Source organism: Streptomyces sp. NBC_00212, assembly GCF_045206365.1.
Lineage (GTDB): Bacteria > Actinomycetota > Actinomycetes > Streptomycetales > Streptomycetaceae > Streptomyces.
In genome coordinates this window covers 407844-434025 of the sequence record NZ_CP108115.1, presented here as the reverse complement: position 1 = coordinate 434025, position 26182 = coordinate 407844, and the positions used below count along the sequence as shown (strand labels likewise).

Below are 26182 nucleotides of genomic sequence, written 5' to 3'. Positions count from 1 at the left end.
AGTGGTCGAACGATCAAGGGGCATCCAAAGAGTGCAAGGTCACAGCCCTGGGCTCTGCTGCTCCTTTGCGGGACTGGCCTAGCATTCGAGCATGACGGTCCTGCCTGATGACGGGCTATCGCTGGCAGCCGAGTTTCCTGATGCGACACATGAGCAGTGGCAGCGCCTTGTAGAAGGCGTACTGCGCAAGTCGGGCAAGGAGCTCTCGGGTGCGGCAGCCGAAGACGCTCTGTCCACCACGTTGGAGGACGGGCTCGGTACGCGTCCCCTGTACACGGCGGACGATGCCGTACCCGATCCCGGTTTCCCCGGTTTTGCCCCCTTCGTGCGGGGTGGCCGTGCCGAGGGGAGCACCACCGGTGGCTGGGACGTGCGACAGCGGCACACCGCGGTCGCGGACGGTGCGGTGCTCGCCGACCTGGAGAACGGGGTCGCCTCGCTGTGGCTCGTCGCCGGTGACGGCGGGTTCCCGGTGGAGCGCCTGCCCCAGGTCCTGGACGGCGTGTACCTCGACCTCGCGGCCGTCGTCCTGGACGCGGGGCGTCAAGTCGAGCCTGCCGCAAGGGAGTTGCTCCGCCTGTATGAGGAGCGCGGGGTCGCCAAGGAGGCGGCGCGCGGCAACCTCGGGGCCGATCCGCTGGGCCACGAGGCACGTACCGGAGAGGCGTTCGGCTTCGCACCCGTGGCCGGGCTAGCGCGGAAGTGCGCCGACGAGTACCCGGGGCTGCGCGCGCTGACCGTGGACGCCCTGCCGTACCACGAGGCCGGCGGCTCCGCCGCGCAGGAGCTGGGCTGCTCGCTGGCGACCGGCGTCGCCTACCTGCGGGAGCTGACCGAGGCGGGTCTCTCCGCCGAACAGGCCTGCGCCCAGCTGGAGTTCCGGTACGCCGCCACCGCCGACCAGTTCCTGACCATCGCCAAGCTGCGGGCCGCCCGCAGGCTCTGGGCGCGCGTCACCGAGGTCTGCGGCGCACCGGCGCCGCAGCTCCAGCACGCCGTCACCTCGCCCGTGATGATGTCGCGGCGCGACCCGTGGGTGAACATGCTGCGGACGACGGTCGCCACCCTGGCCGCCGGAGTGGGCGGCGCCGACGCCGTCACCGTGCTGCCCTTCGACCACGCGCTGGGGCTGCCGGACGCGTTCGCGCGGCGCATCGCCCGCAACACCTCGTCGATCCTGGTCGAGGAGTCGCATCTGGCCCGGGTGATCGACCCGGCCGGCGGCTCCTGGTACGTGGAGCGGCTCACCGATGAGCTCGCCCATGCGGGCTGGGAGTTCTTCCAGGGGATCGAGCGGGCGGGTGGCCAAGCCGCCGCGCTGCGCTCGGGCCGCATCGGCGTCGACCTGGCGAACACCTGGGCCGTACGCTCCGCGAAGCTCGCCAAGCGGCGCGAACCCATCACCGGCGTCAGCGAGTTCCCCAACCTCGCCGAGCCCCCGGTCGAACGAGCTCCCGCACCGCCGGCGCCGTCCGGAGGACTGCCCCGGGTGCGGCGCGACGAGGCGTTCGAGGCGCTGCGCGCCCGCTCCGACGCGCACCTCGCGGCCACCGGGTCGCGGCCGCGGATCTTCCTGGCCACCCTGGGACCGGCCGCCGCCCACACCGCGCGGGCGACCTTCGCCTCCAACCTGTTCCAGGCGGGCGGCATCGAGCCGGTCACCGGGGACGCCACCGCCGAAGCGTTCCGGGCCTCCGGCGCCACCGAGGCCTGCCTCTGCTCCAGCGACGCGCTGTACGAGGAACGGGCCGAAGCCGCTGCCGAGACCCTCGCGTCGGCCGGTGCCGCGCACGTCTTCCTCGCCGGGCGGCCCACGCGGTACAGCGGTGTCGGCGCCCATGTGTTCGCGGGCTGCGACGCCGTCGCCCTGCTCTCCGCCACCCTCGACCGCATGGGAGTGTCCTGATGGGAATCCCCGACTTCTCCGGGGTCGACCTGGGCGTACCGCGCACCGACGGCTCCGCCGCCGAGTGGCGCACCGCCCTCAAGAAGGCGGCCGGCGGCGACGAGCCGCTCTGGGAGACGCCCGAAGGCATCACCGTCGAGCCGCTCTACACCGGGCACGACCTGGAAGGCCTCGACTTCCTGGGCACCTACCCGGGCATCGCGCCGTACCTGCGCGGGCCCTACCCGACGATGTACGTCAACCAGCCCTGGACGATCCGGCAGTACGCCGGCTTCTCCACGGCCGAGGAGTCCAACGCCTTCTACCGGCGCAACCTCGCGGCCGGCCAGAAGGGCTTGTCCGTCGCCTTCGACCTGCCCACCCACCGCGGCTACGACAGCGACCACCCGAGGGTGACCGGTGACGTCGGCATGGCGGGCGTGGCCATCGACTCGATCTATGACATGCGGCAGCTCTTCGACGGCATCCCGCTCGACAAGATGACCGTGTCGATGACGATGAACGGCGCGGTGCTGCCCGTCCTCGCCCTCTACATCGTCGCGGCCGAGGAGCAGGGCGTACCGCCGGAGAAGCTGGCCGGGACCATTCAGAACGACATCCTCAAGGAGTTCATGGTCCGCAACACCTACATCTACCCGCCGAAGCCGTCGATGCGGATCATCTCCGACATCTTCGCCTTCACCTCGCAGCGGATGCCGCGCTACAACTCCATCTCCATCTCCGGCTACCACATCCAGGAGGCCGGGGCGACGGCCGACCTGGAGCTGGCCTACACGCTGGCCGACGGCGTGGAGTACCTGCGGGCCGGACAGGAGGCCGGCCTCGACGTCGACGCGTTCGCGCCGCGGCTGAGCTTCTTCTGGGCGATCGGCATGAACTTCTTCATGGAGATCGCCAAGATGCGGGCCGCGCGCCTGCTGTGGGCGAGGCTGGTCAAGCAGTTCGACCCGAAGAACACCAAGTCCCTTTCGCTGCGCACCCATTCGCAGACCTCCGGGTGGTCGCTGACCGCGCAGGACGTCTTCAACAACGTGACCCGTACGTGTGTGGAGGCGATGGCCGCCACCCAGGGCCACACCCAGTCGCTGCACACCAACGCCCTCGACGAGGCGCTCGCGCTGCCCACCGACTTCTCGGCGCGCATCGCCCGCAACACCCAGCTGTTGATCCAGCAGGAGTCGGGAACCACCCGGGTCATCGACCCGTGGGGCGGCAGCGCGTACGTGGAGAAGCTGACGTACGACCTGGCACGACGGGCCTGGCAGCACATCGAGGAGGTCGAGGCGGCCGGCGGCATGGCGCAGGCCATCGACGCGGGCATCCCGAAGCTGCGCGTGGAGGAGGCCGCGGCCCGCACCCAGGCCCGGATCGACTCCGGCCGCCAGCCGGTCATCGGCGTGAACAAGTACCGCGTCGACAGCGACGAGCAGATCGACGTCCTCAAGGTCGACAACTCCTCGGTCCGCGTCCAGCAGATCGAGAAGCTGCGCCGGCTGCGCGCCGAGCGCGACGAGACCGCGTGCCAGGACGCCCTCGACGCCCTCACCCGGGCGGCGGGCGGCGAGGGCAACCTCCTCGAACTGGCCGTGCACGCGGCGCGCGCCAAGGCCACCGTCGGGGAGATCTCCGACGCCCTGGAGAAGGTGTACGGGCGGCACTCCAGCCAGATCCGTACGATCTCCGGTGTGTACCGCAACGAAGCAGGCGAGTCGCCGTCCGTGGAGCGCACCCGGACCCGGGTGGACGCCTTCGAGGAGGCCGAGGGGCGGCGCCCGCGCATCCTGGTCGCCAAGATGGGCCAGGACGGCCACGACCGCGGCCAGAAGGTCATCGCCACCGCCTTCGCCGACCTCGGCTTCGACGTGGACGTCGGCCCGCTGTTCCAGACCCCGGCGGAGGTCGCGCGGCAGGCCGTCGAGGCCGACGTGCACATAGTCGGCGTGTCCTCGCTGGCGGCCGGCCACCTCACCCTCGTACCGGCGCTGCGCGAGCAACTGGCCGAGGAGGGCCGTGAGGACATCATGATCGTGGTGGGCGGGGTGATCCCTCCGCAGGACGTGCCGACCCTTCTGGAGATGGGCGCGACGGCGGTCTTCCCGCCCGGCACGGTCATCCCGGACGCGGCGTTCGACCTGGTCGACAAGCTCGCCGCCGACCTCGGCCACGACCTCTGAGCCCCATGGCCATCGACCTCGACACCTACGCGAAGGGCGTACTCGACGGGAAGCGGGCGCACATCGCCCGCGCCATCACCCTCGTCGAGTCCACCCGGCCCGACCACCGGACCCTGGCGCAGTCCCTGCTCACCCAACTGCTCCCGCACAGCGGGAAGGCCCGGCGGGTGGGCATCAGCGGGGTCCCCGGCGTCGGCAAGTCGACGTTCATCGACGCGCTCGGCACCATGCTGACCTCGCTCGGGCACCGGGTCGCGGTGCTGGCCGTCGACCCGTCGTCGACCCGTACCGGCGGCTCCATCCTGGGCGACAAGACGCGCATGGAACGCCTCGCCGTGGACCCGGCCGCCTTCGTACGCCCCTCGCCCACCGCCGGCACGCTGGGTGGGGTCGCCAAGGCGACGCGGGAGTCCATCGTGGTGATGGAGGCGGCGGGCTACGACGTGATCCTGGTGGAGACGGTCGGCGTCGGCCAGTCGGAGACCGCGGTCGCGAACATGGTCGACACCTTTCTGCTGCTCACCCTCGCCCGTACCGGCGACCAGTTGCAGGGCATCAAGAAGGGCGTCCTGGAACTGGCCGACGTGATCGCCGTGAACAAGGCGGACGGCCCCCACGAGCGCGACGCCAAGGCCGCGGGCCGCGAACTGGCGGGCGCCCTGCGCCTGATGCACCCGGCGGACGCGGCCTGGACGCCACCCGTACTGAGCTGCAGCGCCCGCGAGTCGACCGGCCTCGACACCGTCTGGGAACGCGTCGAGCAGCACCGCACCCTGCTCGACTCGACCGGCCGGCTCGCCGCGAAGCGCCGCGAGCAGCAGGTCGACTGGACCTGGACGATGGTCCGCGACGAACTGCTCGGCCGGTTGCACGCGGATTCCGGGGTACGGTCGCTGGCCCCCGCCCTCGAACAGCAGGTCCGCGACGGCGAGTTGACGGCCACCCTCGCCGCCGAGCGCATCCTCGGGGTGTTCGGCGGCAAGGGCCACTGAGTCGCCGGCGCCGGACCGGCGTCCTGGGAGACGGCTGCGTCCTTGCCGCCAGTACTTGATCGGCCCGGCTCGGTAGCATGCGGCGCATGGCCATCAAACTTGAGAACGTCGGCATCGCTGTTCGCGACCTCGAAGCAACGATCGCCTTTTTCACCGACCTCGGCCTCACGGTCGTCGGCCGTGACACGGTCAGTGGTGAGTGGACCGACACCGCCGTCGGCCTTGATGGCAATCACGCCAAAATCGCGATGCTCCAGACGCCGGACGGTCACGGTCGTCTGGAGCTCTTCGAGTACATCCATCCCGAAGCGATCGAGTCGGAGCCCACTCGTCCCAACGAGATCGGCATGCATCGCGTCGCCTTCTCGGTCGACGACATCGACAAAGCCCTTGAGGCAGCCGCAAAGCACGGATGCCGTCCGCTTCGCGGTGTGGCGACCTACGAGGACGTGTACAAGCTCACGTACGTCCGCGGCCCCAGCGGCATCCTCGTGATGCTCGCCGAGGAGCTGAAGAAGAGCTGAAGGAGAACTGACGGCGGATCGGGTCGATGACCCCGGCTACGGCAGCGTGATCCAGAACCACCCCAACCGGTTCCCCGACGGCCGGCCGCGGAGCGCGGTGCGACGCCCCGGTCGCTGGGGCGGGAGGACAAGAAGGCACTGGTGCGGAAACTGCACGAGGACGGGCACTTCGACACGCGCGATGCGACCCAGGCCATCGCGGACCTGCTCGGCGTGTCCCGGGCGACCGTCGACAACTACGCCAGGTGAGAGGGCACTTCGTGACCACCGCAGGCTCGGCCGTCGACCCCGCGCCCGCGTCCGGCTCCGGATTCGGCTCCGAATCCGGAACGGTCTTCGGCCCCTACGGAATCGGCCCGCAGGACCTGTGCCTGGGCCTCGCCCTCCTGAAGAAGATGGAGATCTCCCTGTGAACACCCCCTCGGACACCGCCGGCCCCGACACCGCCCGGACCCTGACCGATCCCGACACCCCGTTCGCCGTCGTCGACGTACACAAGGTGCGGCGCAACATCGAGCGGCTGTCAACTCGGGCCGATCGGCTGGCAGTTGGCCTGCGCCCCCACGTGAAGACGGCCAAGAGCCTGGACGTGGCCGCCCTCCTGCGGCACGGCGCTCCCTGCCCCATCACCGTCTCCACTCTTGCCGAGGCCGAGGCGTTCGCCGACGGTGGCTACACCGACATCACCTACGCCGTCGGCATCGACCCCCACAAACTCCCGCGCGTTGTCGCGCTGTTGCGCCGCGGAGTCACCCTGCGCACCCTGCTGGACAGCGCGGAGCAGGCGGAGTTCGTCGCCCAGGCCTCCCGCCGGGCGGGCCTTCCCATCCCCACCCAGATCGAGATCGACTGCGACGGCCACCGCGGCGGCCTCAAGCCCGACGCACCCGAACTCGTCGAGATCGCCCGCATCCTGCATGCCGCGAGCTGTCTGGACGGAGTGCTGACCCACGCGGGGGAGTCGTACTTCGCCTACACCGCAGAGGAACTGCGACGGGCGGCGAAGAACGAACGCGACACCGCCGTCGACGCGGCGGAGCGGCTGCGTGCTGCCGGACTGCCCGTGGCCAGCGTGAGCATCGGCTCCACCCCCACGGCCCACGCGGCCGACGATCTCACCGGCGTCACCGAACTGCGCGCCGGGAACTACGTCTTCTTCGACCTGGTGATGGCCGGCATCGGCGTCTGCCGCATCGAGGACCTGGCCCTGTCGGTCGTCGTCACCGTCATCGGACACCGCCCCGAGTACGGATGGGTCATCACCGACGGCGGCTGGATGGCCATGTCCCGTGACCGCGGCACCTCCGTACAGGCGCAGGACCAGGGCTTCGGCCTGGTCACCGACCTGGCCGGCAACCTGCTCCCGGAGCTGGTCATGACGGCCGCCAGCCAGGAACACGGCACCCTCAGCCCCCGCGACCGTGCCCGCCTGCCCGACCTGCCCATCGGCACCCGCCTGCGCATCCTGCCCAACCACGCCTGCGCCACCGCCGCCCAGCACCACGGCTACCACGTCATCGACAGCGCCCGAACGGCGAACACCGCACCCGAGATCCAGGGCTTCTGGAAGCGCGTGACCGGCTGGTGACCAGCGAGCGCCGTGGACCAGCCGGAGGTCAGTGCACCGGGAAGCCGAAGGTGTAGCCCTGTGACTTGAGTCGGGGCAGGAGCTTGCGCAGGGCCTCGATGGTCTGGGTACGGTCACCGCCCGCGTCGTGGAAGAGGAGCGTCGGCCCGTTGGGCAGCTCCCGTTCGGCGGTGGCGACGATGACGTCCGTACCCGGACGCTCGAAGTCCTTGGTGTCCACGTTCCAGCCCAGCGGGCGCATGCCCCGGGACGCGGCGAGCTCGCGGCTGTACGGGGTGAAGGCCCCGCCCGGCGCCCGGTAGTACATCGGCCGGACGCCTCCCGACGCCTCGGTGATCATGCGTTCGGCGTCGAGTATCTGATGCGACTGGTAGCTCTGGGGCTTCTTGTCCATGGCGGTGTCGTGCGACACCGAGTGGTCGCACAGCCGGTGCCCGGCCGCGACCACCTTCTTCACGAGGTCCGGGTGGGCCTTCGCCTGCGTCCCCACCATGCAGAACGTGGCCTTCACCCCGTACTCCCGCAGCAGGTCAAGGACTTTCGGGGTCCACACCGGGTCGGGGCCGTCGTCGATGGTGATGTTGACGCCGTGCGCTCCCGCGTCCGAGGAGTGCGCGATGGTGTCCGCGACCGGCTTGATGTCAGTGGCCGGCGCGTTCGCCTTGGGCTTCGAGTCGTCCGTGGTGCCCGCCTGCGCGGTCCACACCGAGGCGCCGGTGGCGAGGATCGTCACGCCGAGCGCGGCCCCGACCACTTTGCCGTACCAACCCCGCCCGCCGTTGTGCCGTGCCATGTTCGCCTCATCTCGCGCAGTCCCCCGCCGGTCCCTGGTCACCTGGCAGGACGAGGCGCGGCGGCCAGGGGATGCCTCCGTTACCGATCACGGACAATTCTGAGAGAGTTCGCGGACAACCTGCCGCGAACGGCGGCCGGATCCATGCCGGTTGGCCTGATCGTGCCGCCTGGCATTCGTGCATAGTCGCCGCGGGCGCCCGTCCCGCTGTACGCGGCGTGACGTACTGCGTGGGGCGCCCGCGACCTGCTGGGCCGGGGCTCAGACCAGTTCGGGTTGCGGTTCCGGTCGGAGCGCCGATGCGGCCTTGGGGTTCCATGCATGGGTCGTTCGTAGGTAGCCGTAGATGACCGAGGCCATCGACAGGATGACAAGTGGTCCGAACACCCACCGATGTGTGGCCATCTGCACCGGCAGCCAGCGGTACGACACCAGGAGCGTGCCGAAGACCGCCGTGCCGTAGGCGACCAGCCGGATTCCCGAGCGGTCCCAGCCGCGATCGAATGTGCGCAGCGCCGCCTCGACGGTGAGCGCGAACACCACGCCGGCGACCAGGTCCACGCCGTAGTGGTAGCCGAAGCCCAGTGTGGCGCTGAGCGTGGCGATCAGCCAGAAGGTCCCGGCGTAGCGCAGAAGCCGGGGGCCCTTGCGGGAGTGGATGAAGATCGCGGTGGCCCACGCCGTATGCAGGCTCGGCATGCAGTTGCGCGGGGTGATCCCGTCGTACGGCACCGGGTGCGGGACGGTGACCGGTGGCGGTGTGTGCGGCCAGAGGTTGGCCACGGCCCACTGCACGCCGCCGGTGCCGGAGGCGCCCGGGCCGTAGGCGAAGACCGGTCCGACCACCGGGAAGATCATGTAGACGGCCGGCCCGAGAAGGCCGATCACCAGGAAGGTGCGCACCAGGTGGTGGCGCGGGAAGCGGCGCTCGGCGGCCACGTTGCGCAGCTGGTACAGGGCGACGACGATCGCTGCGACCGCGAGCTGGGCGTAGATCAGGCCGAGGGTCTGGGTGCCGATCGGGCCGCTGGCGTTGAGTATGCGGCCTGCCAGCCATGACGGGTTTCCCAGTGCGTGATCGGCGGTCGCCACATACGGGTCGAGGACGGTCGGGCGGGTCTTCGACGTGATGAGCAGCCAGGTGTCACCGGTCTTGCGGCCGGCCACGAGGAGCAGGCCCAGGCTGACGCCCTTCAGGAGCAGGGCGCGCTCACGGCCGGTGCGGCGCGTGATGGCAAAGACCGCGCAGCCCAGCATCGCCCACAACGCGCCGTTGCCGAAGAAGTGGTCCTCGGGCACTTCGGCGTCCAGGGCCCACCGCGCGAGTACGAAGAGGACGTCGACGCCGATCGCCACGCCGGCCGCGATGAACCGTTGCCGCCAGGTGAGCACCACCATCATCAATGCCAGACCGCCGTACAGCGGCCCCGGCTTGGGCGGGAATATCAATTCGCGCACCTGGGTGGCCATCGGCCCCGGCACGCCGCCGTAGCGGCGGGCGGCGATCTCCAGAGCGATGAGGAATCCGAGGGCCACCACGCCCGCCGTCGCCCACAGAATCACGCGTGGCCGAGACCACGGGGCGGACTTCATCCTGCGGCTTATTCGCGGAAATCTCTGTGAATCTGTAGGTATCAATTGTTTTGCCGATGTGTTGGATGCTGGTTGCGCGGATCACCCTTCTTGTGACACAGCGTCGTCGTGCGGTGGGGGAAGAGTGATGCGGGCGCATGTCGAGAGCTCGATCATGCCATCGGCGTGATTCGGGTGGCCGCGCGGGCCTCGTCCGGCCTGCGGTGTGGCTCCCGCCGATAGGTGTCGTGCGCATCTCCGACCGAACGACTTTGGCTGGATTGTTCGTCTGACGGGTGTTCGGATATGGCCATACTCGGGGCTGGGCGATCCGTCCCGATCCCTCTGTCCGGAGGCCGCAGATGCCGCAGACCAGTGTTCCTGCAAGCGCCGTGCTCAACGCCTGGCTGTCGGGCGCGGAAAGCGCGTACGGCCAGCTCAACCCGGCCGGTCCGCTCTACGTCGGCGGCGCCGCCGCCGAGGCCGCGCTCACCGATTCGAGCGACTCCCTCTACGGCTTCTGCTCCAGCCCGAGCGGGTCGCACGGCAGCTGGTGTTGCTGATCGTCGCAGCGAATCACAGGGCCCTTCGTGGGGGAACGACTTCTCACGAAGGGCCCGCCGCATGACCGACCGCCCGCCTCGCGGGCTCCTTCAGGCGCCTGACCGGCGCGAACTCGCGATGGGACGGGGACGGTTGATGGTGAGCGGATCGCTGCCGGGAACGCAGGATGAGACGGAGCACTTCGCCCAGCCCGTATGCGGCATCGCCCGCCCCTGGCGGGACGAACTGGCCCGGCGCCTGGCCGAGACGCGACCCCTGGGCCGAGAGGAACGGGAGGTACTGCTGGAGGCCGGCCACACGGCCCTGCTCCGGTCGCTGCACGCGAAACTGTCCCGCCTGTTCCTGATCGAACTGCACGCGATGCGCCTGGCCGGGACGGGCGCGGATGCCGGGTTCGGCAAAGAGACATGGGACGCGTTCATCGAGCAGGCCTGCGAGGAGGGGTACCTGGCCCGGCTGGGCGGCCGGTATCCGAGCGTGGGCCCCCGGGTCGCGGCGGTGGCACGGCTCTCGGTGGCGGCAGCGGCGGACTTCGCCGAGCGACTGGCGGCGGACCGCGCGCTGCTGGGCCCGCTTCTCGGCGGACCCGCGGGTGAGGTGAGGGCCGTCGAGTTCGGGGTGGGCGACTCCCACCGGGGCGGGCTGACGGTCAGTCAGGTCGACTTCGCCGGCGGGACCGTGATGTACAAACCCCGGCCCTCGGAAGCCGACGTGGCGCTGGGCGAGCTCCTGGACGACCTTTTCACGGACCTCCCCGGCGCCCCGGCACCGGACCGACGCATCCGCGTGCCCAGAACGCTGGCGCGCGACGGCTACGGCTGGGCCGAGTTCATCCGCCACCGCTACTGCACGGACGAGACCGAACTCACCGAGTTCTACCGCAACATCGGACACTGGCTGGCCGTCCTCCGATTCACCGGCGGCACCGACATGCATGCCGAGAACATGATCGCCGCAGGGCCCGTGCCGGTGATCGTGGACGCCGAGACGCTCTTCGACGCCCCGGCGCCCTTCCCGCCCAGCGGCCGGGGCGACGCGGTGGACGTGGCGGCGGCAGCCATCCGCCGCACCGTGCTGCGCACCGGACTGCTGCCCGTGCGCGGCACCGGCTTCGCGCTCGGCGGCGTCGACATCTCCGGGATCGGTGCCCTGCCCGGCCAGCAGCCGCTGATCCCGCACCCGGTGATCACCGACGGCGGCACCGCCACGGCCCACTTCGAGGTGGACCTGATAGCGATGCCCGTCGCGGGCAACCACCCCGCCGCCGCTCCGGTCCTGAGTACGTACTGGGACCGGGTCCTGGCCGGGTTCCGCGAGATGACCGCCCAGCTGCGCCGCCCCGGGACCGACCCGTACCGGCTGCTGCGCCGCTTCGAGAGTGTCAGGGCCCGGCGGATCCTGCGGCCGACGCAGGCGTACGTCGACATCGGCCGCATGCTGTGGCATCCGGCCTCACTGCACGACGAGGCGGCGGCGGTCGAGCGGGCCCGGGACATCCTGCGGCGCAACGCCGACGCGCTGCCCGGTGCGCCGACCGACCTTCCGGCCATCGACGGTGAGATCGCGGACCTGCTGGTGGGCGACGTACCAATGTACGGCTTCACCGTGGACGCCTCGGCCGTGCGCCGCACCGTCGAAGACTGGCGCAGCGCCGACCTGGCGCTGGAGGAGTCGGTGATCCAGGACGCGCTGGTGGGCGCGTACCTGAACGAGCGGTCGCTGCCCGCGCGGGTGCAGGCCGCCGCCCGCGATCCGCACGCCCGCGACCGGGAGCGCCGCCGCCGTGAGCTGGCCGCGCAGATGGTGCGGAGGCTGTGCGACGGGGCGGTGCGCGGCGAGGACGGTACGGCCACCTGGATCAGCCCCGTCTTCACCCCCGCCGGGTGGTCGATCAGGGTGCTGCCCGCCGACCTCTACACCGGCCAGGGCGGCGTGGCGCTCACGCTGGCCGAGTACGTGTCCGAGGTGGCGGCCGGGCGGGCGGACGACGTGCCGGGCGTGCGCGAGACGTTCGAGGGAGCACTGCGCGTGCTGGTCAGCACCGAGGACCGGACGCCCACGCCGTCGGCCGGTGCCTTCAGCGGCGCCGCGTCACAGGTGTGGACATGGCTGGCGCTGCACCGGGTCGTTGGCGAGGACCGGCACCTGAAGCGTGCCGCCGAGCGGGCCCTGCTGCTCACGGACGGGCCGCTGGTCGAGGACGACGTGGAGGTGGATCTCCTCAACGGCGCGGCCGGCGCGGTCGTCCCCCTGCTCAATCTGGCCGACGCGACCGGGCAGGCCCACTGGCTGGATGCTGCAGCGCGCGTCGGCCGCAGGCTGGCCGGGCTTGCCGTGACCGACGCCGTGGGCGCCCGGTGGCCGACACGCCTCAACCCGGAGGGCATCGGCGGCTTCGCGCACGGCGCCACCGGAATCGGCTGGGCGCTGACCCGACTCGCCCTCAGCGACGCCGGCTCCGCGGCCGAACGCCGCGACTGGAGCCGCCTCGCCGAGCGCGCCTTCGCCTTCCAGGAGTCCCTCTACCGCCCTGAGGACGGCAACTGGCTCGACGTCCGCATCGGCGCGGAGGAGGACTTCTTCACCAGCTGGTGCCACGGCAGTGCGGGCATCGGCATCGGCATGCTCGACCTCCACCGCCGCACCGGCGACCCCGTACACCTCGACATGGCCCATCGGGCCGCTGGGGCCTGCGCGGCGGAGGGGTTCGGCTGGAGCCACACCCTGTGTCACGGGGATCTGGGCCTGTGGGAGTTTTTGACGTCGATGGGCTCCGGCGCCTCCGCCGACCTCGACGGCGAGATCCTCACCGGCCTCGAACAGCGCGGCCCGGTCGGCGGCCTCGCCCGGGAAGCGTTCTCGCCGAGCCTCATGTCCGGCCTGGCGGGAGTCCTCCACACCCTTCTGCGCATGCACCCCGCCGCCGACCTCCCCAACCCACTCCTCCTCGACTGAACTCCGCACAGGGGCTGGGCGGGTGGCGTCACAGCGGGTTCTCCGGCGTCCTGGTGAGTGCTCCTCGGGTGCTGGAGGCGGGCGTCCGGGCGGCCATGAGTACGTGACGGCGAATGCCGCCACCACGAGGCGAGGAACGAGGAATGCGGTCCGGCGGCCCGGCCGGGGACCTGGCAGACGTGGCCCGGACAGTGCCGCAGGGAGTGACGACCTGTTCCAGGCCGAGCCCGTGAGAATTCCTTTGCCGAACCGGCAACAAAGCTCGCCGCGCCCGCGTCGCCCGTCACATGATGGTGGCGCCGATCTTCGTACGGGCAGACCACGAACCCTGGAGAGTTGATGACGCGCACGAGCACAGACGCCACGCACCGCCTGGTCCCCTCGCCGGCGGGCCGGATCCACTTGGTGGAGCAGGGCACCGGGCCGTTGGTCCTGCTCGTGCACGGCTTCCCGGAGTCCTGGTTCTCCTGGCGCCACCAGCTTCCCGCCCTGGCCGCGGCCGGGTACCGAGCGGTCGCCATCGACGTCCGGGGCTATGGCCGTTCGTCCAGGCCCGGCGACGCGGCCGCGTACCGGATGCGGGAGCTGGTGGCGGACAACGCCGCGGTGGTGCACGCCCTGGGCGAGGAGTCCGCAGTGGTCGTCGGCCATGACTGGGGGGCGGCCATCGCCGCCAACTCCGTGCTGATCAAGCCGGACGTCTTCCGCGCGGTGGGGCTGCTGAGCGTGCCCTACGCGCCGCGCGGCGGGCTGAGGCCCAGCGACGTATTCGCGCGGATGGGCGGGAACGAGGAGTTCTACGTGTCCTACTTCCAGGAGCCGGGCCGCGCCGAGGCCGAGATCGAACCCGACGTGCGCGGCTGGCTCGCCGGGTTCTACGCCGCTTTCTCCGCCGACACCATGCCCGCACCGAAGGAGGCGGACCCGCACTTCGTGACGCGCGGCGGCAGGCTGCGCGAGCGGTTCCCCGCCGGACGGCTGCCCGGCTGGCTCAGCGACGACGACCTCGACGTCTACGCCGCGGAGTTCGAACGCACCGGCATGACCGGGGCCCTGAGCCTCTACCGGAACATGGACCGGGACTGGGAAGACCTCGCCGACTTCGACGGCGCCTCCATCACCCAGCCGTCCCTGTTCATCGGCGGCGCCCTCGACGCCTCCACCACTTGGCTGGCGGACGCGATCAAGGCGTACCCCACCACCCTGCCGGGCCTGGTGTCCTCCCACGTTCTCGACGGCTGCGGCCACTGGATCCAGCAGGAGCGCCGTGACGAGGTGAACCAGTTGCTGATCAACTGGCTTGCCTTCGCGACCGGTTGAGGCACGCCCCGGCTGCGGCTGGACAGGCGTACATCCGCAGGCGCTTCGGCCGTGTTCCGGCGGGCAGCATCCGGGCTGGTCAGGATGCCACTGCGGGACGGGGTCGAACATTCGACCTAGATCAAATCGAGTCGATGCGGCGGGCGGTCCGGGCCGGGTGGGCCCCGGAACCGTAGATCCGGACACATCGCGCGCCCGGCCGGGACGACGGCCCCGGCGCCGCATTAGTGGATCTTGGCCCCAAAGGATCAAGCCCTGGCGCGCCGAGGGCGGTCGGGCGACCCCGGGGGTACGCCCGCCCGATCGTGATCATGCCCCTGGTCAGCGGCTTTCTGTCCGGTTACTGCCGTGTGGCCGGTTCGGACGGGTGTCCTGCCGCCTTTGATTGCGTACCGTCACGAGTCCGCCACGCAGGGGAGGGTCTGAAGAGCATGGGACAAGGCAGCGCGAGGAACGATGTGGGCACCGCCTACATCAACGATGTGTTTATGCGCCACCCGCTCACCACGCGGAACCAGGAAGAGCTCGAAATCGCGGCAAAGGCCGCTGCCATCCTGCAGCGCAACCAACTCAGGAACGTGCTCAAGCGAACCCCTGAGAATGGGGGAGAGCAGATCAACCCCATTGGGTTCTCCCTGAACAAGGTGCGCTACGGCGGCTTTCCTGAAGATGAGGCGACCGCGCACGAGCGCGGCTGGCGCGCCTACATGAATGTCGGCGCACCGGTCGTCGAGGAGCGAGGCGACATCCAGCAGCCCCCTCCCGACATGATCTCCAAGCAGACGTACGTCAATGGAACCGACCCGATCAAAATCACCGTGACGGACACGGTCGAGTTCACGATTTCGAACACGATCAGCTGGTCGCTCCAGGGGGAGGTGAAGCTCACCTTCGGGGCGAAGACCACCGCATCGCTCCAGCAGCAGCTCCAGAAGAGCATGGAGATGAAGCAGTACCAGAAGACCACCCTGCTCAACAGCAAGGACAACCAGGGCGTCAACACGGAGTCCCAGACGGAGGCGACGAGCAACACCACCTCCACGAGTTCCGTCACCGGCACCGGGGAGCTGTGGGGGGAGCTGCTGCTCGGGATCACCGGCTCCGTCAGCGGTTCGCTGACCACCGAGTGGAAGCACCAGTCCTCGATGAGTCTGGAACTCAGCAGCCGGGTGGACGTCATGGCCACGACGCGGCGTCAGATCCGCCAGTTCGACTACGAATTCCCCGTCACTTTCGGCGGCTGGGTCGCCCTTTATTATCCCGAGCCGGTGGCGGTCAAGGAGACTCCCCCGCAGGCCGCCGAACCGAAGTACTCCAAGGTCATTGTGTGGAAACTCGGCGAGCGCGACGTCGACTCCAGCCGCTTCGACCTGGCTGACGAAGGAAAGCGTTTCATGCAGAAGGGGACAGCCGAAATCGTCGCTGTCCGTACCGGAGAACACCGGGTTTTCCAGCCGGAAGTACTCGATTACGAGAACCAGAAGCAGTCCCTCTAAGAGGGTCAGAGAGGGAAGTCGATGTCCTTCAAGAACATCTTCGACAACGGCGGGGACCAGGCCGGTTCCGCCGACAAGTCCGCTCAGGCGCTCAACAAAGACACTCCGGGAGCCGGGGACGTCTCGGAAGCCGTACGAAAGCTGGAGAGTGAGCGCGACCCCTGGGTCATGCGCCAGACCGCGCACGGGGCGTTCGACGTCATGGCTTTCCTCGGCCCGCTCTTTCAGAACGCCCAGGGAGCGGCCGCCGCTCAGCGTCAGGTGTCCGAGGACCCCGCCTCGACGTCCACCATGGCCTCGTCGACCACGAAGTCGTTCGGGCCTCCGAAGGTGAGCATCAGCGACGACGACGCTCCGAAGCTCGAAGATCTGCAGAAGCTCCTCGGCAACAAGAAGGGTTACGCCCTGATCGCGACGGGTCTGGGGACGTCCGAAGGCCTGGCGGTCGACCCGTCTGCGGGGAACACGGTGTACGTCGCCGACCGGGGCGGCGCGAGGCTGTGCACGGTGAGGGTCGACAACGGCGCCCAGCGCGTGGCCGCCGCCACCCTGGGCGACATCGGCGATGTGAAGCTGGACCGGCGGGGCACGGCCTACACCACCGACTGGTCCGGTGGGCGCCTGCTCGCGGTGGACCTGTCCAGCGGCTCCTCCAGCCTGGTCGTCGCTGTCACGGGCGCCTACGGCGTGGCGCTGGACGGAGCCGGCAAGGCGTACGTGGCCAGTTGGACCGACGGGCTCCTTGTAGAGGTCGACCTCCCGGGCCGGCAGAAGCGCACGATCGCCAGCCTGGGAGGGGGCATCGGCGGAGTGGCGCTGGACGGGAAGGGCAAGGCGTACGTCGGCCAGAAGGACAACGGCGGCAAGCTGTACGAGGTCAGCCTGGCCGACGGCGCCAAGCGGGTCGTGACCAGCCTTCCCGCTGGGGCGAGCACCATCCGCGTAGAACTCGACGGCGCCGGCCGGGCGTACACCATCGACCACCTTGGCGGGCGCCTGTACGAGATCGCCCTCGCCGACGGCGCGCAGCGCGTGGTGGCCTCCGGCCTGGGGACATGCGAGGGGCTCGCGCTGGACACCGTCAACGGCTGGATCTACGTCAGCAACCGTGAAGGCCAGCTGTGGCAGATCAACCAGCGTGCCACCCAGGCGCTGGGAGGCGTCGGCAAGGTCGCACCCTGACAGAGCATCAGGTGAAGGGGCCGTCGGTGACGAAGCGGTGGAGGTGGCGGGCGAAGGTGGCGGCTTCGCCCGGCGGCCATGAGGCGAGGCTGGCCTCGATGTGGTGGGACAGGCGTTGACGGAGGCCGGGTGCGGGATTTGCAGAGCTCGGCGACTGCGGCCGGATTCGCGCGGGCGATTCGCCGGTGACCTGGATTGTTGTCTGCAGCCTCCGGGTGCCGGATGTGGGACAGCCCCCTGGGTGGTAGGGGGGCTGTGGGGTGGGGCTGGTGGTGCGGGGTGGGGTTAGAGGAGCTTCTGGGGGGCTTGGTACTGGTCGACGGGTGCGATGTTGCAGGCTGCCTTGGGGCTGCCGAGGAGGTGTCCGCCGATGCCTTCGCCTTCGGGCAGGGGGGCGACGCAGCGTCCGTCGACGTTGATGAGGGGGGCGCCGTAGGTGTTGAGGATGCCGCCTGCGTCGCCGGTGATGGCGGTGTCGCCGTTGCGGGTTGCGAAGTCCTTGGCGCCGCCGCTCGTGGAGTTGCCCGAGGGGGCGTGGGCGGTGCGGATGCTCTCGTGCGCGCTGGTGGGGATGCTCCTGGCCTCGGTTCCCGTGGTGTGTGCCGAGGCGGGTGCGGCGACGGCCATCGTTGCGGCGGTGGCGAAGACCGCCCCGGCGAGAACCTGCTTGATCACGGTGGTGCTCCCATTCGGTGGGTTGGCGGGGGTGGTGGCGGGTCTGCCCGGAGGGGGAGCCTGCCGTCTCTGGAAACGAGGAACGGGCAGAAGGCGTCACAAAGTGCGCCCATTCGGACCAGCCCCTGCCATGCCGGCCCGAGATCGGCCGGGCCTCGCCGCCCCCGGTCCCCGACGGCTGGTGTCCGCGTCCGGCCGGTTGCGGGCGTGGGGGGTGAGGGTGCCGGGTCCCGGGGCTGGTCAGGCGCCGGGACCCGTGTGCACTCTCCATATGCGCCGGGCTCAACGACTCGCCAACACCCCGGTCACCCACCGTCCCCCACCCAGACCAGTCCGCCCCCTCGAAGACAGCCACGGCCGCTGCCGCCGCCCACCCCGAGCGGTTTCTTGCAAGCCACGAACACCTCTGCCAGAACGCGGGCGACCAGGTCGCCTTCGTCCGAGCCGAGCAAGCTGAGTACCCGACCCGATGGGGTTGAAAGTCAACGAGCCCTGGCGAGTTGGGGATCCGCTGCGCCCCGGCCGATCCGGCTGTTACGAGACGGTGACAGAGCACCGACAACGCATCTGGGCGAGGGACCGTCATTCCAGGTGAGACTGCGCCAAGGGCACTTACCTCGCTTACAGCGCATAGCCGGATATTCCATGTCGAGAGGGATAAAACCATGACCGTCATCAAGCGTCACTCCCTGCGCATCGCCACCGTCGGCGCCCTGAGCGCCGCCTGCGTCGCCCTGGCCGGCACCGCGATGGCCGCCGCTCCCGCCGCGTCCGCTCCGGCCGCCCACCAGGCGGTGGCTGTGAAGGCAGGCATCACCGTCAAGCCGTCGGTGTCCTCGGTCGGCGCCTGGCAGCTGTTCCGCGTCACTGGTAACACCACTGGCCTCAAGGCGGGCAGCAAGGTGACGCTGCAGCAGAAGCAGAACGGCAAGTGGGTCACTCTCCCCGCCTCCGCGCCGATCTCCCGCAACGGCTCCTACTCGCTCGGCGTCAAGCTCGGCCTGAAGGGCAAGAACGACCTGCGCATCATCAGCGGCACCACGGTTTCCCCGGTCTTCAACGTCACCGTCCGCTAACGGAGCCGGGAAACGGTACGGCAGCTCAATTGCACTGTCCGGGGCGGGGACTTCCCCTCCCCGGACTCAGCTGAGGGCGACTGGTTGGGCAGTGCTGGCGACGACTCGGCCGTGGCGGTCCTGGGACGTTCTCCGCAGGAGCAGGCGGGGAGGCGTCGTGGTGCCCGCGGCTCTCGCGGGTGAACGTTCGCGGGGCGATCGGGCAAGGCATGGATCGTCATGAGGTGTAACTGCCGAAAGATTGCCGGGATCGTCACGGCACTCGCCCTGGGCGATGTGACGGCCACTCAGGTCGTCGGACTCGGAAGAGAACCGTGTTGTGCGTTCATCTTCAGGCCGGCAGGCGGTGGTGGGAGGAACGGCGTGCGGCGGTCAGGAGGGCGTGGAACTGAAGGCCGGCCTGATCGATGTCCGTCATGGGCGTGGGAAACGGAAGCCGTACGTCCCGGTGTGTGGCGGGGTGTTCGAGTCGCAGGGTGATGCCGTAGCGGTCCATGGCCAGCGGCAGGGCGCGCACCACGCCGTTCTTGAGCCGCGGCTCGACGAGTCGGAGGAGGAGGGGGACGAGATCGGGGTGGTCGTCGACGAGGTGGGTGAGCATGCCGGCCTCGCCGGTGGCCATCGGGTCGGTCTCCGCCTCCTGCAGTTGCTCCAGCGTGACGTACGCGCGCCCCTCGGCGTCCTCGATCGCCGCCTGGCCGAAGTCCATGCAGGTGCTGTCCACGGAATCCCCGCTGTAGGAGGCGGCTACGAGCCCGGACAATGTGACGCGGGCGCGCAGACGATCGCGCACGGGAGTGGGGGCGATGTCGGTGAGCTCCAGACGGATGGGGATGCGAGGAGCCGGAGGGTCGGGCTCCAGCGGGTCGCCCTGGTCGTGGAGGTGGATGCGGCCCAACAAGCCCGTTCCGTCGAGGTTGTAGACCTCGTGGTGGTGGCCGTCGGTCACCACGGTCATGGACTGGGCCGCCGTGATGATCGACCGCATCCGCTCGGCGGGGGTCGGCTGCTTGGTGCGGGAACTGTGGGAGCGCATGCGGGTTCTCCAGAGGGACGTCACAGACACACAATGCGTGGTTAGGTATACCTAACCTAACCTACGCATCGGCGGTGGGAAAGTCGCCCCATCCGTTCCGTCGTCGGGCCGCGACCCGCTGGTAAGCGCGGCGCGTACGCGGCGTGAGGACTGGGATCACGGGGGCGCGACACGTCGGTCCAGGCGTGATGGGGCGCGACGTGAGGCCGAGCGTCCTTCCTCATTCGTTCGGTGCGGGTGCTTGGTGCGCTGAGGGAGGTGGCAAGGCTCCCGCAGGACGGATCGGTGTCCGCCGAACCGAGTGTGCGCAGCTCGGCGCCGCACAACCAGGACGTGTGCTTCCTGGGGGCAGCCCGCCCGGGCAGCACGTCGGCATACGTCCCAGCCCGAGTGGCTGGCCGATGGAGCGGCTAGAGGCCGAAGACCGTCTCGTCGGAGGCCAGGGCGCGGAAGATGTCGCGCGGGTCGGCTACGAGCCTGCGCTCGGTGAGGTCGAGGATGCCGCAGATGGCGGTGATCTCGGCGGCCACCGTCCCGTCGTCGGCCCGTCGGATGGTCTGCTCGATCCGGAACGACTTTCCCTCGCCCCAGACGAACACGCAGCTCACGTCGACCTCGTCGCCCGCGCGCAGCTCCCGCCGGTAGCGGATGGTGGTCTCCATGGTGACCGGCCCGACCCCCTTGTCGAGCAGGGCGCTCTGCCGGATCCCGCCCTGCTCCAGCGCGGACCAGCGGGCGTGCTCCGCGTACTGGAGGTACACGCTCTGGTTCAGGTGCCCCTGTGCATCGGTCTCGTACCCGCGCACGGAGATCCGTACGGTGATCGGCTCCATGGTGCTCTCCTCATGTGTCCGGTTCGGCCTCGCAACCGGCAACTCCAGCATGGACAGGCCCAGTTCGCGATCGATTTACCCAGGCCGTCCGCCAGGTGAACGAGCCGCACACGTCCGCTGGAGCGGCAGAGGCAAACGTAGCGGAACCGGGCCGGCCGGCGTGCTTGCCACCGGCCCTGAGCGACGTGGTTTCAGCGGATTGCGGCATGGGTCCTGTCAGGCCGGGGCCACGGCGCCCTCGCCGTGTTCGACGGCGGCCCGGACGCGCTCGTGGTACTGCTCAAGCTCGCCGTCGGGGACGGTCGTCGGGCTGCCGGTGAGGGTGTACCACTCGTCCGCGCCGGTGTACTGGATCGCGACGTGGACGAGGTTGTTGGCCCGGCGGGTGGTTTGGATGGTGAGGTCGCCGGTGATGACGCCGACCTGGTCGGTCATCGCGCCGCCCGGCCCCGCGGTGACCTGGTCGTCGCACACGGCTGGTTCCGGGGTGGGCATCAGTGGTCCGTGCAGGTGTCGAGCATCTCTCCGAGTGCGGTCTTCTCCGCCTGGGTGACGTTGAGGCCGTACACGTGCTTCACGTCGGTCCAGGCCCGGGAGTAGGTGCACCAGTAGGAGCGGAGCGGGGGCTTCCACAGGTCGGGGGTCTGGTCGCCCTTGCTCCGGTTGGAGGCCGCGGAGACGGCGATCAGCTGGGAGTGTTCCAGGTCGTTGGCGAATGCTTTGCGTTTGGCGGTGTCCCACTGGTCCGCTCCGGCCCGCCAGCCGGCGGCGAGCGGAACCATGTGGTCGACGTCGACCTGGCCGGCGGCGGTGAGGGTTTTGCCGTCGTACTCGCCGTACCAAGTCCCTTGTACCGCACGGCACTTGTCGTCCTGGGCGACGTTCTGCCCGTCGCGCTGCAGGACGACCTCGCGGGTGTCGCATTCGCCGTACTGTTTGGCCCAGTGCGGGAACTTCGCCCGGCTGTAGCCGGACATCGTGTGCGGGGCCTCGACGTTCAGTTCGCCGAGCTCGCCCCGGGCGACCTCGGCCGGGGGCGGCTCCGGCAAGGCCAGGCGCAGAGCGGACTGACTCCGGGCGGTGGCGGTTGCGGCCGAAGCCGGGGCAGTGGCCGGGGCGACGGCGGAGGACAGGGCGGTGAGAGCGATGGCGGCCCGCAGCCACCCACGAGAAATGATCATGAGCCCAGAGATAGCGGCTGCCCCGAGCACGAGGCGCGCATCCACCCAAGTGTGGGCGCGGCGGCGTTCTCCGTCGGAGGCTCAGCAGACCGCACGAGGCGGTTGCTGATCGAGATCGGCTCAGGGGTGTCTGTCAGACCCTCCTGCCATGATCGCAGTCATGACTGTCGAACGCCCCATGCCGCCCCTCGATGCCGACGAGCGCACCACATTGGAGAGCTGGCTGGACTTCTATCGTTCAACTCTGGCCATGAAATGCGAAGGGCTGAGCGAGGAGCAGGTGCGGCGCGCCTCCGTGACTCCCTCACCGCTGACGCTTCTGGGCCTAGTCCAGCACATGGCCGAAGTCGAGCGGAACTGGTTCCGCCGGGTCCTGACCGGCGAAGAGGTCGGGCCGATTCATGCCCCGGATGACGATCCTCAAGGCCACGACGGCGGGTTCGACCTCACCGAGAACGTCTCCATCGCGACGGCCCGGCAGACCTGGGAGGCGGAGATCGCGCTTTCCCGGGCCAACTGCGCTGCTCGCGCGCTGGAGCAGACCAGCCCGTTCATGGGCGGCGCCGTGACCTTGCGGTGGATCTACACCCACATGATCGCCGAATACGCCCGCCACTGCGGACACGCCGATCTGCTGCGCGAATGTATCGATGGCACCACCGGCGTCTGACTCCGCCCCGCTGGGCTGGTCTTGGGGCACGCCCTGGCATGGGCCGGGGCGTGGGCGCGGGCATGGGCGACGGAAGGGGAGTGAGCAGCGCGCGGTACGCGGTATCTGGCTGCGCCGCCACGCCAACAGCCCCTAAACAAGCGGTAGTTGATGCGGGAACGAGTGCTTCGTCACTTTGCGCAATGCTGCCCCGCTGTTCACTCAACTGGACTTCACCGAGCCTTCGGCGCTGTGCCTTACTGGGGTGCGCTACGCGCGTTGCGTGCTTCCCCCAACTATGTCTGGAGAGTTCCGGTGAGCCCCACCCGCCGTCTCATAGCTCCCCTCGCCACAGGCGCCCTGGCTGCGATGGGCGTCCTCGCGCCCGCCGCCCACGCCGCAGGCACCTACTCTCTGGTCGTTCTGCCGGACCAGAAGGAGGGCGCGATCTACGACTTCGTCAACTCCGCGAAGAAGTCGGTCGACGTGACGATCTACGAGCTGCGCGACACCACTCTCGTCAACGACCTGGTCAACAAGCAGAAGGCGGGCGTCAAGGTCCGCGTGGTCTTCGACTCCCAGCACGCGTCCATCGACGGCGCCGCCTACAAGGCGCTGTCGGCGGCCGGCGCCGGGGTGACGTACTCGTCCTCCGCATACGTCTACACCCACCAGAAGACCATTACCGTCGACGGCGCCACGTCGTACATCAGCACCGGCAACTTCGACACCACGTACTACGCGACGTCGCGTGACTACGGCGTCTTCGACTCCGACGCGGCCGATGTCGCCGCGATCGAGAAGGTCTTCGACGCCGACTACGCGAAGACCGCCGTCACCCCCTCCGACGGCACCGACCTGGTCTGGTCGCCCACCGACTCGCAAAGCCGCCTGCTGGCCCTGGTCAACGGGGCGCAGCACAGCCTCGATGTCCAGGAGGAGGAGTTCGGCGACGCCGCGCTGGTGAACGCGGTCGTCGCGGACGCGAAGCGTGGCGTCACCGTTCGCGTCGTCGCGGAGAACCAGTCCTCCCAATACAGCAAGCAGCTGAAGCAGGTCATCGCCGCGGGCGGCAAGGTGGCCACCTTCTCAAGCTCCACCGGCTACTACATTCACGCCAAGGCGATCGTCGCCGACTACGGCACCTCCTTTGCGAAGGTGTTCGCCGGCTCGGAGAACTTCTCCGACAACTCGCTCAACCACAACCGCGAACTCGGCCTCATCGTCAGCGACTCGGCAGTTGTCAGCGGCATCGAGAAGGCGTTCAACGCCGACTTCCTCAAGGGCTCAGGCACAGTCTGACGTTCCACAACACCCACCCCGAATGAACGGCCTGTTGCGCCTGGGATCAGGCGGACGGGCCGTTCGCGAGGGCCTGGATGTACTCGTCGAACGTGGCGACTCTGTCCGCGGGCGGAACCTCTGCCTTGAGGCCGGTGCCGTAGTCCGAGTACTCCTCGACGATCTGTTCCTGTCCCTTCTTGCCGGAGCTGACCTCCCGGGACTTGGCCACCAGGTCGTCCTTGCCGACCCACAGGTCGATGACGGCCTGCTCCTTGGCGCCCTTCTGCATGACGTCCACGTACCAGTCGTGGCTTTCCTTGTCCATCGCGGGACCCCGGTACTTGGCGAGCTCGGCGATGGTCACCGTGCCCTGGAAATGGTCGGTGGGGCGCCCGCCGACCTGCTCGGTGCCGATCCACTTGGCGCTGCCCGTGGCGTTGAGGGCGCCGAGGAACTCCGTCAGCAGCCCCCGAGATCGCGACCGGTCGGACTTCTTGTCACTGGACGGGTCCATCTTGAACCAGTCCTTGCCGGGAATCTTGTCGGTCTTCGTGTATGAGCCGTCGGCCGTGTCGACGAGGTATGTCTCACCGCTCGGGTTGTCCTTGGTCTTCTTCCCGTGGACCCGCATGGAGGAGAAGAAGGGCGTCCGCTGCCAGGCCATGTCCGTGACCCCGTCCTCGGAGGAGCCGCCGGACTGGCGGGTCCTGTACGAGTTCTGCTCGCCGGTCTTCTTGGCGGCGGCCGCCAGGACGGCTCCCGCGTCCTTGCGCTGCGACGCGCTCGCCCCACTCTTCTTTCCGTCGCCGCCGCTCGTGCCACCACCGCCGCAGGCGGTCAGCCCCACGGCGAGCACGAGCGAGCCGACAACCGGCACAGCGAACTTCGCGATCTTACGGACGGCCTGCACGTTCCCCACCCTTTACCCATTCCTTAACCAAACCAGGGGGAGCATATACAGACCCGGTGCATCAGGAAGAATCAGGAAATGAGGGGGGAGCGCTATCGGGGCAAGGGGATTGAGGTTCCGGCCTCTTGCGGTCTGTCGGCGTTCTGTCGGTGCCGACACGTGGTTGTCGGCGTTCTGTCGGTGCGGCTGCCGAGGATGGGCACATCGAACCGATTCGGGAGGTCACCATGGCGAACAGCAGCCGGCCGCACCACTCACGCCCCACCTCGATCCTCGTATCCGGCGCGGGCATCGCCGGAACGGCCCTGGCCTACTGGCTGGCGCGCTACGGCTTCCGTGTCACCGTCGTCGAGCGTGCTGCGGACCTCCGCGGCGGCGGACAGGCGGTGGACGTGCGCGGCAGCGCGATCGAAGTCGTCGAGCGGATGGGCCTGTTGGAGGATGTGCGGGCCGGGAAGACGGGGCTGCGCGGGATGTCACACGTCGACGCGGATGGCCGTGAAGTGCGGCGGACCGTGGGGTGGACCACCAGTGGCGGACCCTCGGACGGGCCCGACGTGGAGATCCTCCGCGACGATCTGGCCGCGTTGCTCGCTCGGGCCGCGGGGAGCGGCGTGGAGTACCTGTTCGGAGACTCCATCGGAACGCTGGTGCAGAACGACGGCGGCGTCCGGGTGCACTTCGCGAGCGGCGTGGAGCGGCGGTTCGACCTCGTGGTGGGAGCCGATGGCCTCCACTCGGCGACCCGCCGGCTGGTCTTCGGCCCTGAGACCGACTATCTGCATCCGATCGGCGTCTACGTCGCGTCGTGGAGCGCCCCCAACCACCTCGGCCTCGACCGCTGGGAGGTGTTCCACCAGCCAGGTGTCGACGACGTGTGGGGCTGCATGGCCATGACGGTGCGGGACAACACCGAACTGCGGGTCTTCGTGGGCTTCACTTCCGAGGAGCCGTACGAAGGGCTGCTGCCGCGTGACCTCATGGCGCAGAAGCGGCTGGTGGCCGAGCGTTGTGAGTCCCTGCGCTGGGAGGTGCCGCGCTTCCTGAAGGCCATGTGGGAGACCGACGCCTTCCATTACGACGTGGTGGCGCAGATCCGGATGGACCATTGGTCCCGGGGGCGCGTCGCGCTCCTGGGCGACGCCGGATTCTGCTGTTCCCCGCTCACCGGGCAGGGCACCAGCGTGGCGCTGACCGCGGCCTACGTCCTCGCGGGTGAGCTGCACCTGGCCGACGGCGACCACGTGGCCGCCTACCGTGCCTACGAGGACCGCCTGCGCGCTCATGTGACGGCCAATCAGGCGCTGCTCAGGCTGGGCCAGGAGATGCTGGTCGCCGAGACGGGAGCGGGCGGTCCGGAGGGAGACGCGGAGTCGGCGGGTCCGGATGGGCTCGGCCGGGAGGACTCGGCGGAATTTCGTGCGGCTGTCGCCTTCGACCTGCCGGACTACTGAGGGGCCTTCGAGGTGCGC

23 protein-coding genes and 1 pseudogene are annotated in these 26182 nt (G+C 69.6%); 16 read left to right on the top strand and 8 right to left on the bottom strand.

Annotation, left to right across the window (positions count from 1 at the left end):
• Positions 1 to 91 precede the first annotated feature (91 nt).
• From OHA17_RS02360 to OHA17_RS02330, 7 genes and pseudogenes are all read left to right on the top strand, one after another.
• Positions 92 to 1906: a methylmalonyl-CoA mutase family protein gene (locus OHA17_RS02360; protein WP_406503561.1), complete on the top strand. Its 1815-nt coding sequence runs from the start codon at positions 92 to 94 to the stop codon at positions 1904 to 1906.
• Positions 1906 to 4080 (top strand): methylmalonyl-CoA mutase, encoded by a 2175-nt coding sequence (scpA, locus tag OHA17_RS02355; protein ID WP_406503559.1) that lies wholly within the window; start codon positions 1906 to 1908, stop codon positions 4078 to 4080. Before OHA17_RS02360 ends, scpA begins: the two co-directional genes overlap by 1 nt.
• A 5-nt stretch (positions 4081 to 4085) precedes the next feature.
• Positions 4086 to 5072: a methylmalonyl Co-A mutase-associated GTPase MeaB gene (meaB, locus tag OHA17_RS02350; RefSeq protein WP_406503557.1), complete on the top strand. Its 987-nt coding sequence runs from the start codon at positions 4086 to 4088 to the stop codon at positions 5070 to 5072.
• A gap of 86 nt (positions 5073 to 5158) precedes the next feature.
• Complete coding sequence (locus OHA17_RS02345; RefSeq protein ID WP_053728031.1) at positions 5159 to 5596, top strand: VOC family protein; 438 nt, start codon at positions 5159 to 5161, stop codon at positions 5594 to 5596.
• Positions 5597 to 5692: 96 nt separating this feature from the next.
• Positions 5693 to 5845, top strand: a pseudogene (locus OHA17_RS02340) (helix-turn-helix domain-containing protein); the annotation flags it as partial.
• A gap of 11 nt (positions 5846 to 5856) precedes the next feature.
• Positions 5857 to 6009, top strand: a complete 153-nt coding sequence (locus tag OHA17_RS02335) for a hypothetical protein (RefSeq protein WP_406503555.1) — start codon at positions 5857 to 5859, stop codon at positions 6007 to 6009.
• Positions 6006 to 7184, top strand: a complete 1179-nt coding sequence (locus OHA17_RS02330; protein WP_406503553.1) for a DSD1 family PLP-dependent enzyme — start codon at positions 6006 to 6008, stop codon at positions 7182 to 7184. The genes OHA17_RS02335 and OHA17_RS02330 overlap by 4 nt, the downstream gene beginning before the upstream one ends.
• 28 nt (positions 7185 to 7212) lie before the next feature.
• Here OHA17_RS02330 and OHA17_RS02325 read toward each other — a convergent pair whose 3' ends face one another.
• Positions 7213 to 7977: a polysaccharide deacetylase family protein gene (locus tag OHA17_RS02325; protein WP_406503551.1), complete on the bottom strand. Its 765-nt coding sequence runs from the start codon at positions 7975 to 7977 to the stop codon at positions 7213 to 7215.
• Positions 7978 to 8238: 261 nt separating this feature from the next.
• Positions 8239 to 9570 carry a phosphatase PAP2 family protein gene (locus tag OHA17_RS02320; RefSeq protein ID WP_406503549.1) on the bottom strand — a complete coding sequence of 444 codons (1332 nt, stop codon included), beginning with the start codon at positions 9568 to 9570 and terminating at the stop codon, positions 8239 to 8241.
• Between the two features lie 341 nt (positions 9571 to 9911).
• On the opposite strand from OHA17_RS02320, the gene OHA17_RS02315 reads away from it, so the two are divergent.
• The 5 genes from OHA17_RS02315 (at position 9912) to OHA17_RS02295 (ending at position 17066) form a co-directional block, all read left to right on the top strand.
• Positions 9912 to 10112 (top strand): DUF6229 family protein, encoded by a 201-nt coding sequence (locus OHA17_RS02315; protein ID WP_053728018.1) that lies wholly within the window; start codon positions 9912 to 9914, stop codon positions 10110 to 10112.
• 61 nt (positions 10113 to 10173) lie between these two features.
• The gene (locus OHA17_RS02310; RefSeq protein WP_406503547.1) at positions 10174 to 13068 is read left to right on the top strand and encodes a type 2 lanthipeptide synthetase LanM family protein; all 2895 of its coding nucleotides are present in this window, start codon (positions 10174 to 10176) and stop codon (positions 13066 to 13068) included.
• 339 nt (positions 13069 to 13407) lie between these two features.
• The gene (locus OHA17_RS02305) at positions 13408 to 14388 is read left to right on the top strand and encodes an alpha/beta fold hydrolase (RefSeq protein ID WP_406503545.1); all 981 of its coding nucleotides are present in this window, start codon (positions 13408 to 13410) and stop codon (positions 14386 to 14388) included.
• A gap of 311 nt (positions 14389 to 14699) precedes the next feature.
• Complete coding sequence (locus OHA17_RS02300) at positions 14700 to 15884, top strand: gluconolaconase (protein WP_406510615.1); 1185 nt, start codon at positions 14700 to 14702, stop codon at positions 15882 to 15884.
• A gap of 21 nt (positions 15885 to 15905) precedes the next feature.
• Positions 15906 to 17066 (top strand): hypothetical protein, encoded by a 1161-nt coding sequence (locus OHA17_RS02295; protein ID WP_406503543.1) that lies wholly within the window; start codon positions 15906 to 15908, stop codon positions 17064 to 17066.
• A 285-nt stretch (positions 17067 to 17351) separates the two neighbouring features.
• Here the strand turns inward: OHA17_RS02295 and OHA17_RS02290 are convergent, their stop codons facing one another.
• The gene (locus OHA17_RS02290; RefSeq protein ID WP_406503541.1) at positions 17352 to 17741 is read right to left on the bottom strand and encodes a hypothetical protein; all 390 of its coding nucleotides are present in this window, start codon (positions 17739 to 17741) and stop codon (positions 17352 to 17354) included.
• Positions 17742 to 18406: 665 nt separating this feature from the next.
• On the opposite strand from OHA17_RS02290, the gene OHA17_RS02285 reads away from it, so the two are divergent.
• Positions 18407 to 18817, top strand: a complete 411-nt coding sequence (locus OHA17_RS02285) for a hypothetical protein (protein ID WP_406503540.1) — start codon at positions 18407 to 18409, stop codon at positions 18815 to 18817.
• A 331-nt stretch (positions 18818 to 19148) separates the two neighbouring features.
• On the opposite strand, the gene OHA17_RS02280 is transcribed toward OHA17_RS02285, so the two are convergent.
• The 4 genes from OHA17_RS02280 to OHA17_RS02265 all read right to left on the bottom strand — a co-directional run bounded on the left by OHA17_RS02280 (position 19149) and on the right by OHA17_RS02265 (position 21867).
• Positions 19149 to 19853, bottom strand: a complete 705-nt coding sequence (locus OHA17_RS02280; protein WP_406503538.1) for a DUF2470 domain-containing protein — start codon at positions 19851 to 19853, stop codon at positions 19149 to 19151.
• 410 nt (positions 19854 to 20263) lie between these two features.
• Positions 20264 to 20686: an acyl-CoA thioesterase gene (locus tag OHA17_RS02275; RefSeq protein ID WP_398880909.1), complete on the bottom strand. Its 423-nt coding sequence runs from the start codon at positions 20684 to 20686 to the stop codon at positions 20264 to 20266.
• A 216-nt stretch (positions 20687 to 20902) separates the two neighbouring features.
• Positions 20903 to 21181 (bottom strand): hypothetical protein, encoded by a 279-nt coding sequence (locus OHA17_RS02270; RefSeq protein WP_406503536.1) that lies wholly within the window; start codon positions 21179 to 21181, stop codon positions 20903 to 20905.
• A complete protein-coding gene (locus OHA17_RS02265) occupies positions 21181 to 21867 on the bottom strand; it encodes a DUF1524 domain-containing protein (RefSeq protein ID WP_406503534.1) in 687 nt (228 codons plus the stop codon). Before OHA17_RS02265 ends, OHA17_RS02270 begins: the two co-directional genes overlap by 1 nt.
• A 160-nt stretch (positions 21868 to 22027) precedes the next feature.
• On the opposite strand from OHA17_RS02265, the gene OHA17_RS02260 reads away from it, so the two are divergent.
• Both OHA17_RS02260 and OHA17_RS02255 read left to right on the top strand, forming a co-directional pair.
• Entirely contained in the window at positions 22028 to 22537 is a 510-nt protein-coding gene (locus OHA17_RS02260; protein WP_406503532.1) for a DinB family protein, read from the top strand.
• Between the two features lie 294 nt (positions 22538 to 22831).
• A complete protein-coding gene (locus OHA17_RS02255; RefSeq protein WP_406503530.1) occupies positions 22832 to 23818 on the top strand; it encodes a phospholipase D-like domain-containing protein in 987 nt (328 codons plus the stop codon).
• 46 nt (positions 23819 to 23864) lie between these two features.
• On the opposite strand, the gene OHA17_RS02250 is transcribed toward OHA17_RS02255, so the two are convergent.
• Entirely contained in the window at positions 23865 to 24710 is an 846-nt protein-coding gene (locus tag OHA17_RS02250) for a hypothetical protein (protein WP_406503528.1), read from the bottom strand.
• Between the two features lie 227 nt (positions 24711 to 24937).
• Between OHA17_RS02250 and OHA17_RS02245 the strand changes: the two genes are divergently transcribed.
• Positions 24938 to 26164, top strand: coding sequence for an FAD-dependent monooxygenase (locus OHA17_RS02245; protein ID WP_406503526.1), 1227 nt, complete (start codon positions 24938 to 24940; stop codon positions 26162 to 26164).
• Positions 26165 to 26182 lie beyond the last annotated feature (18 nt).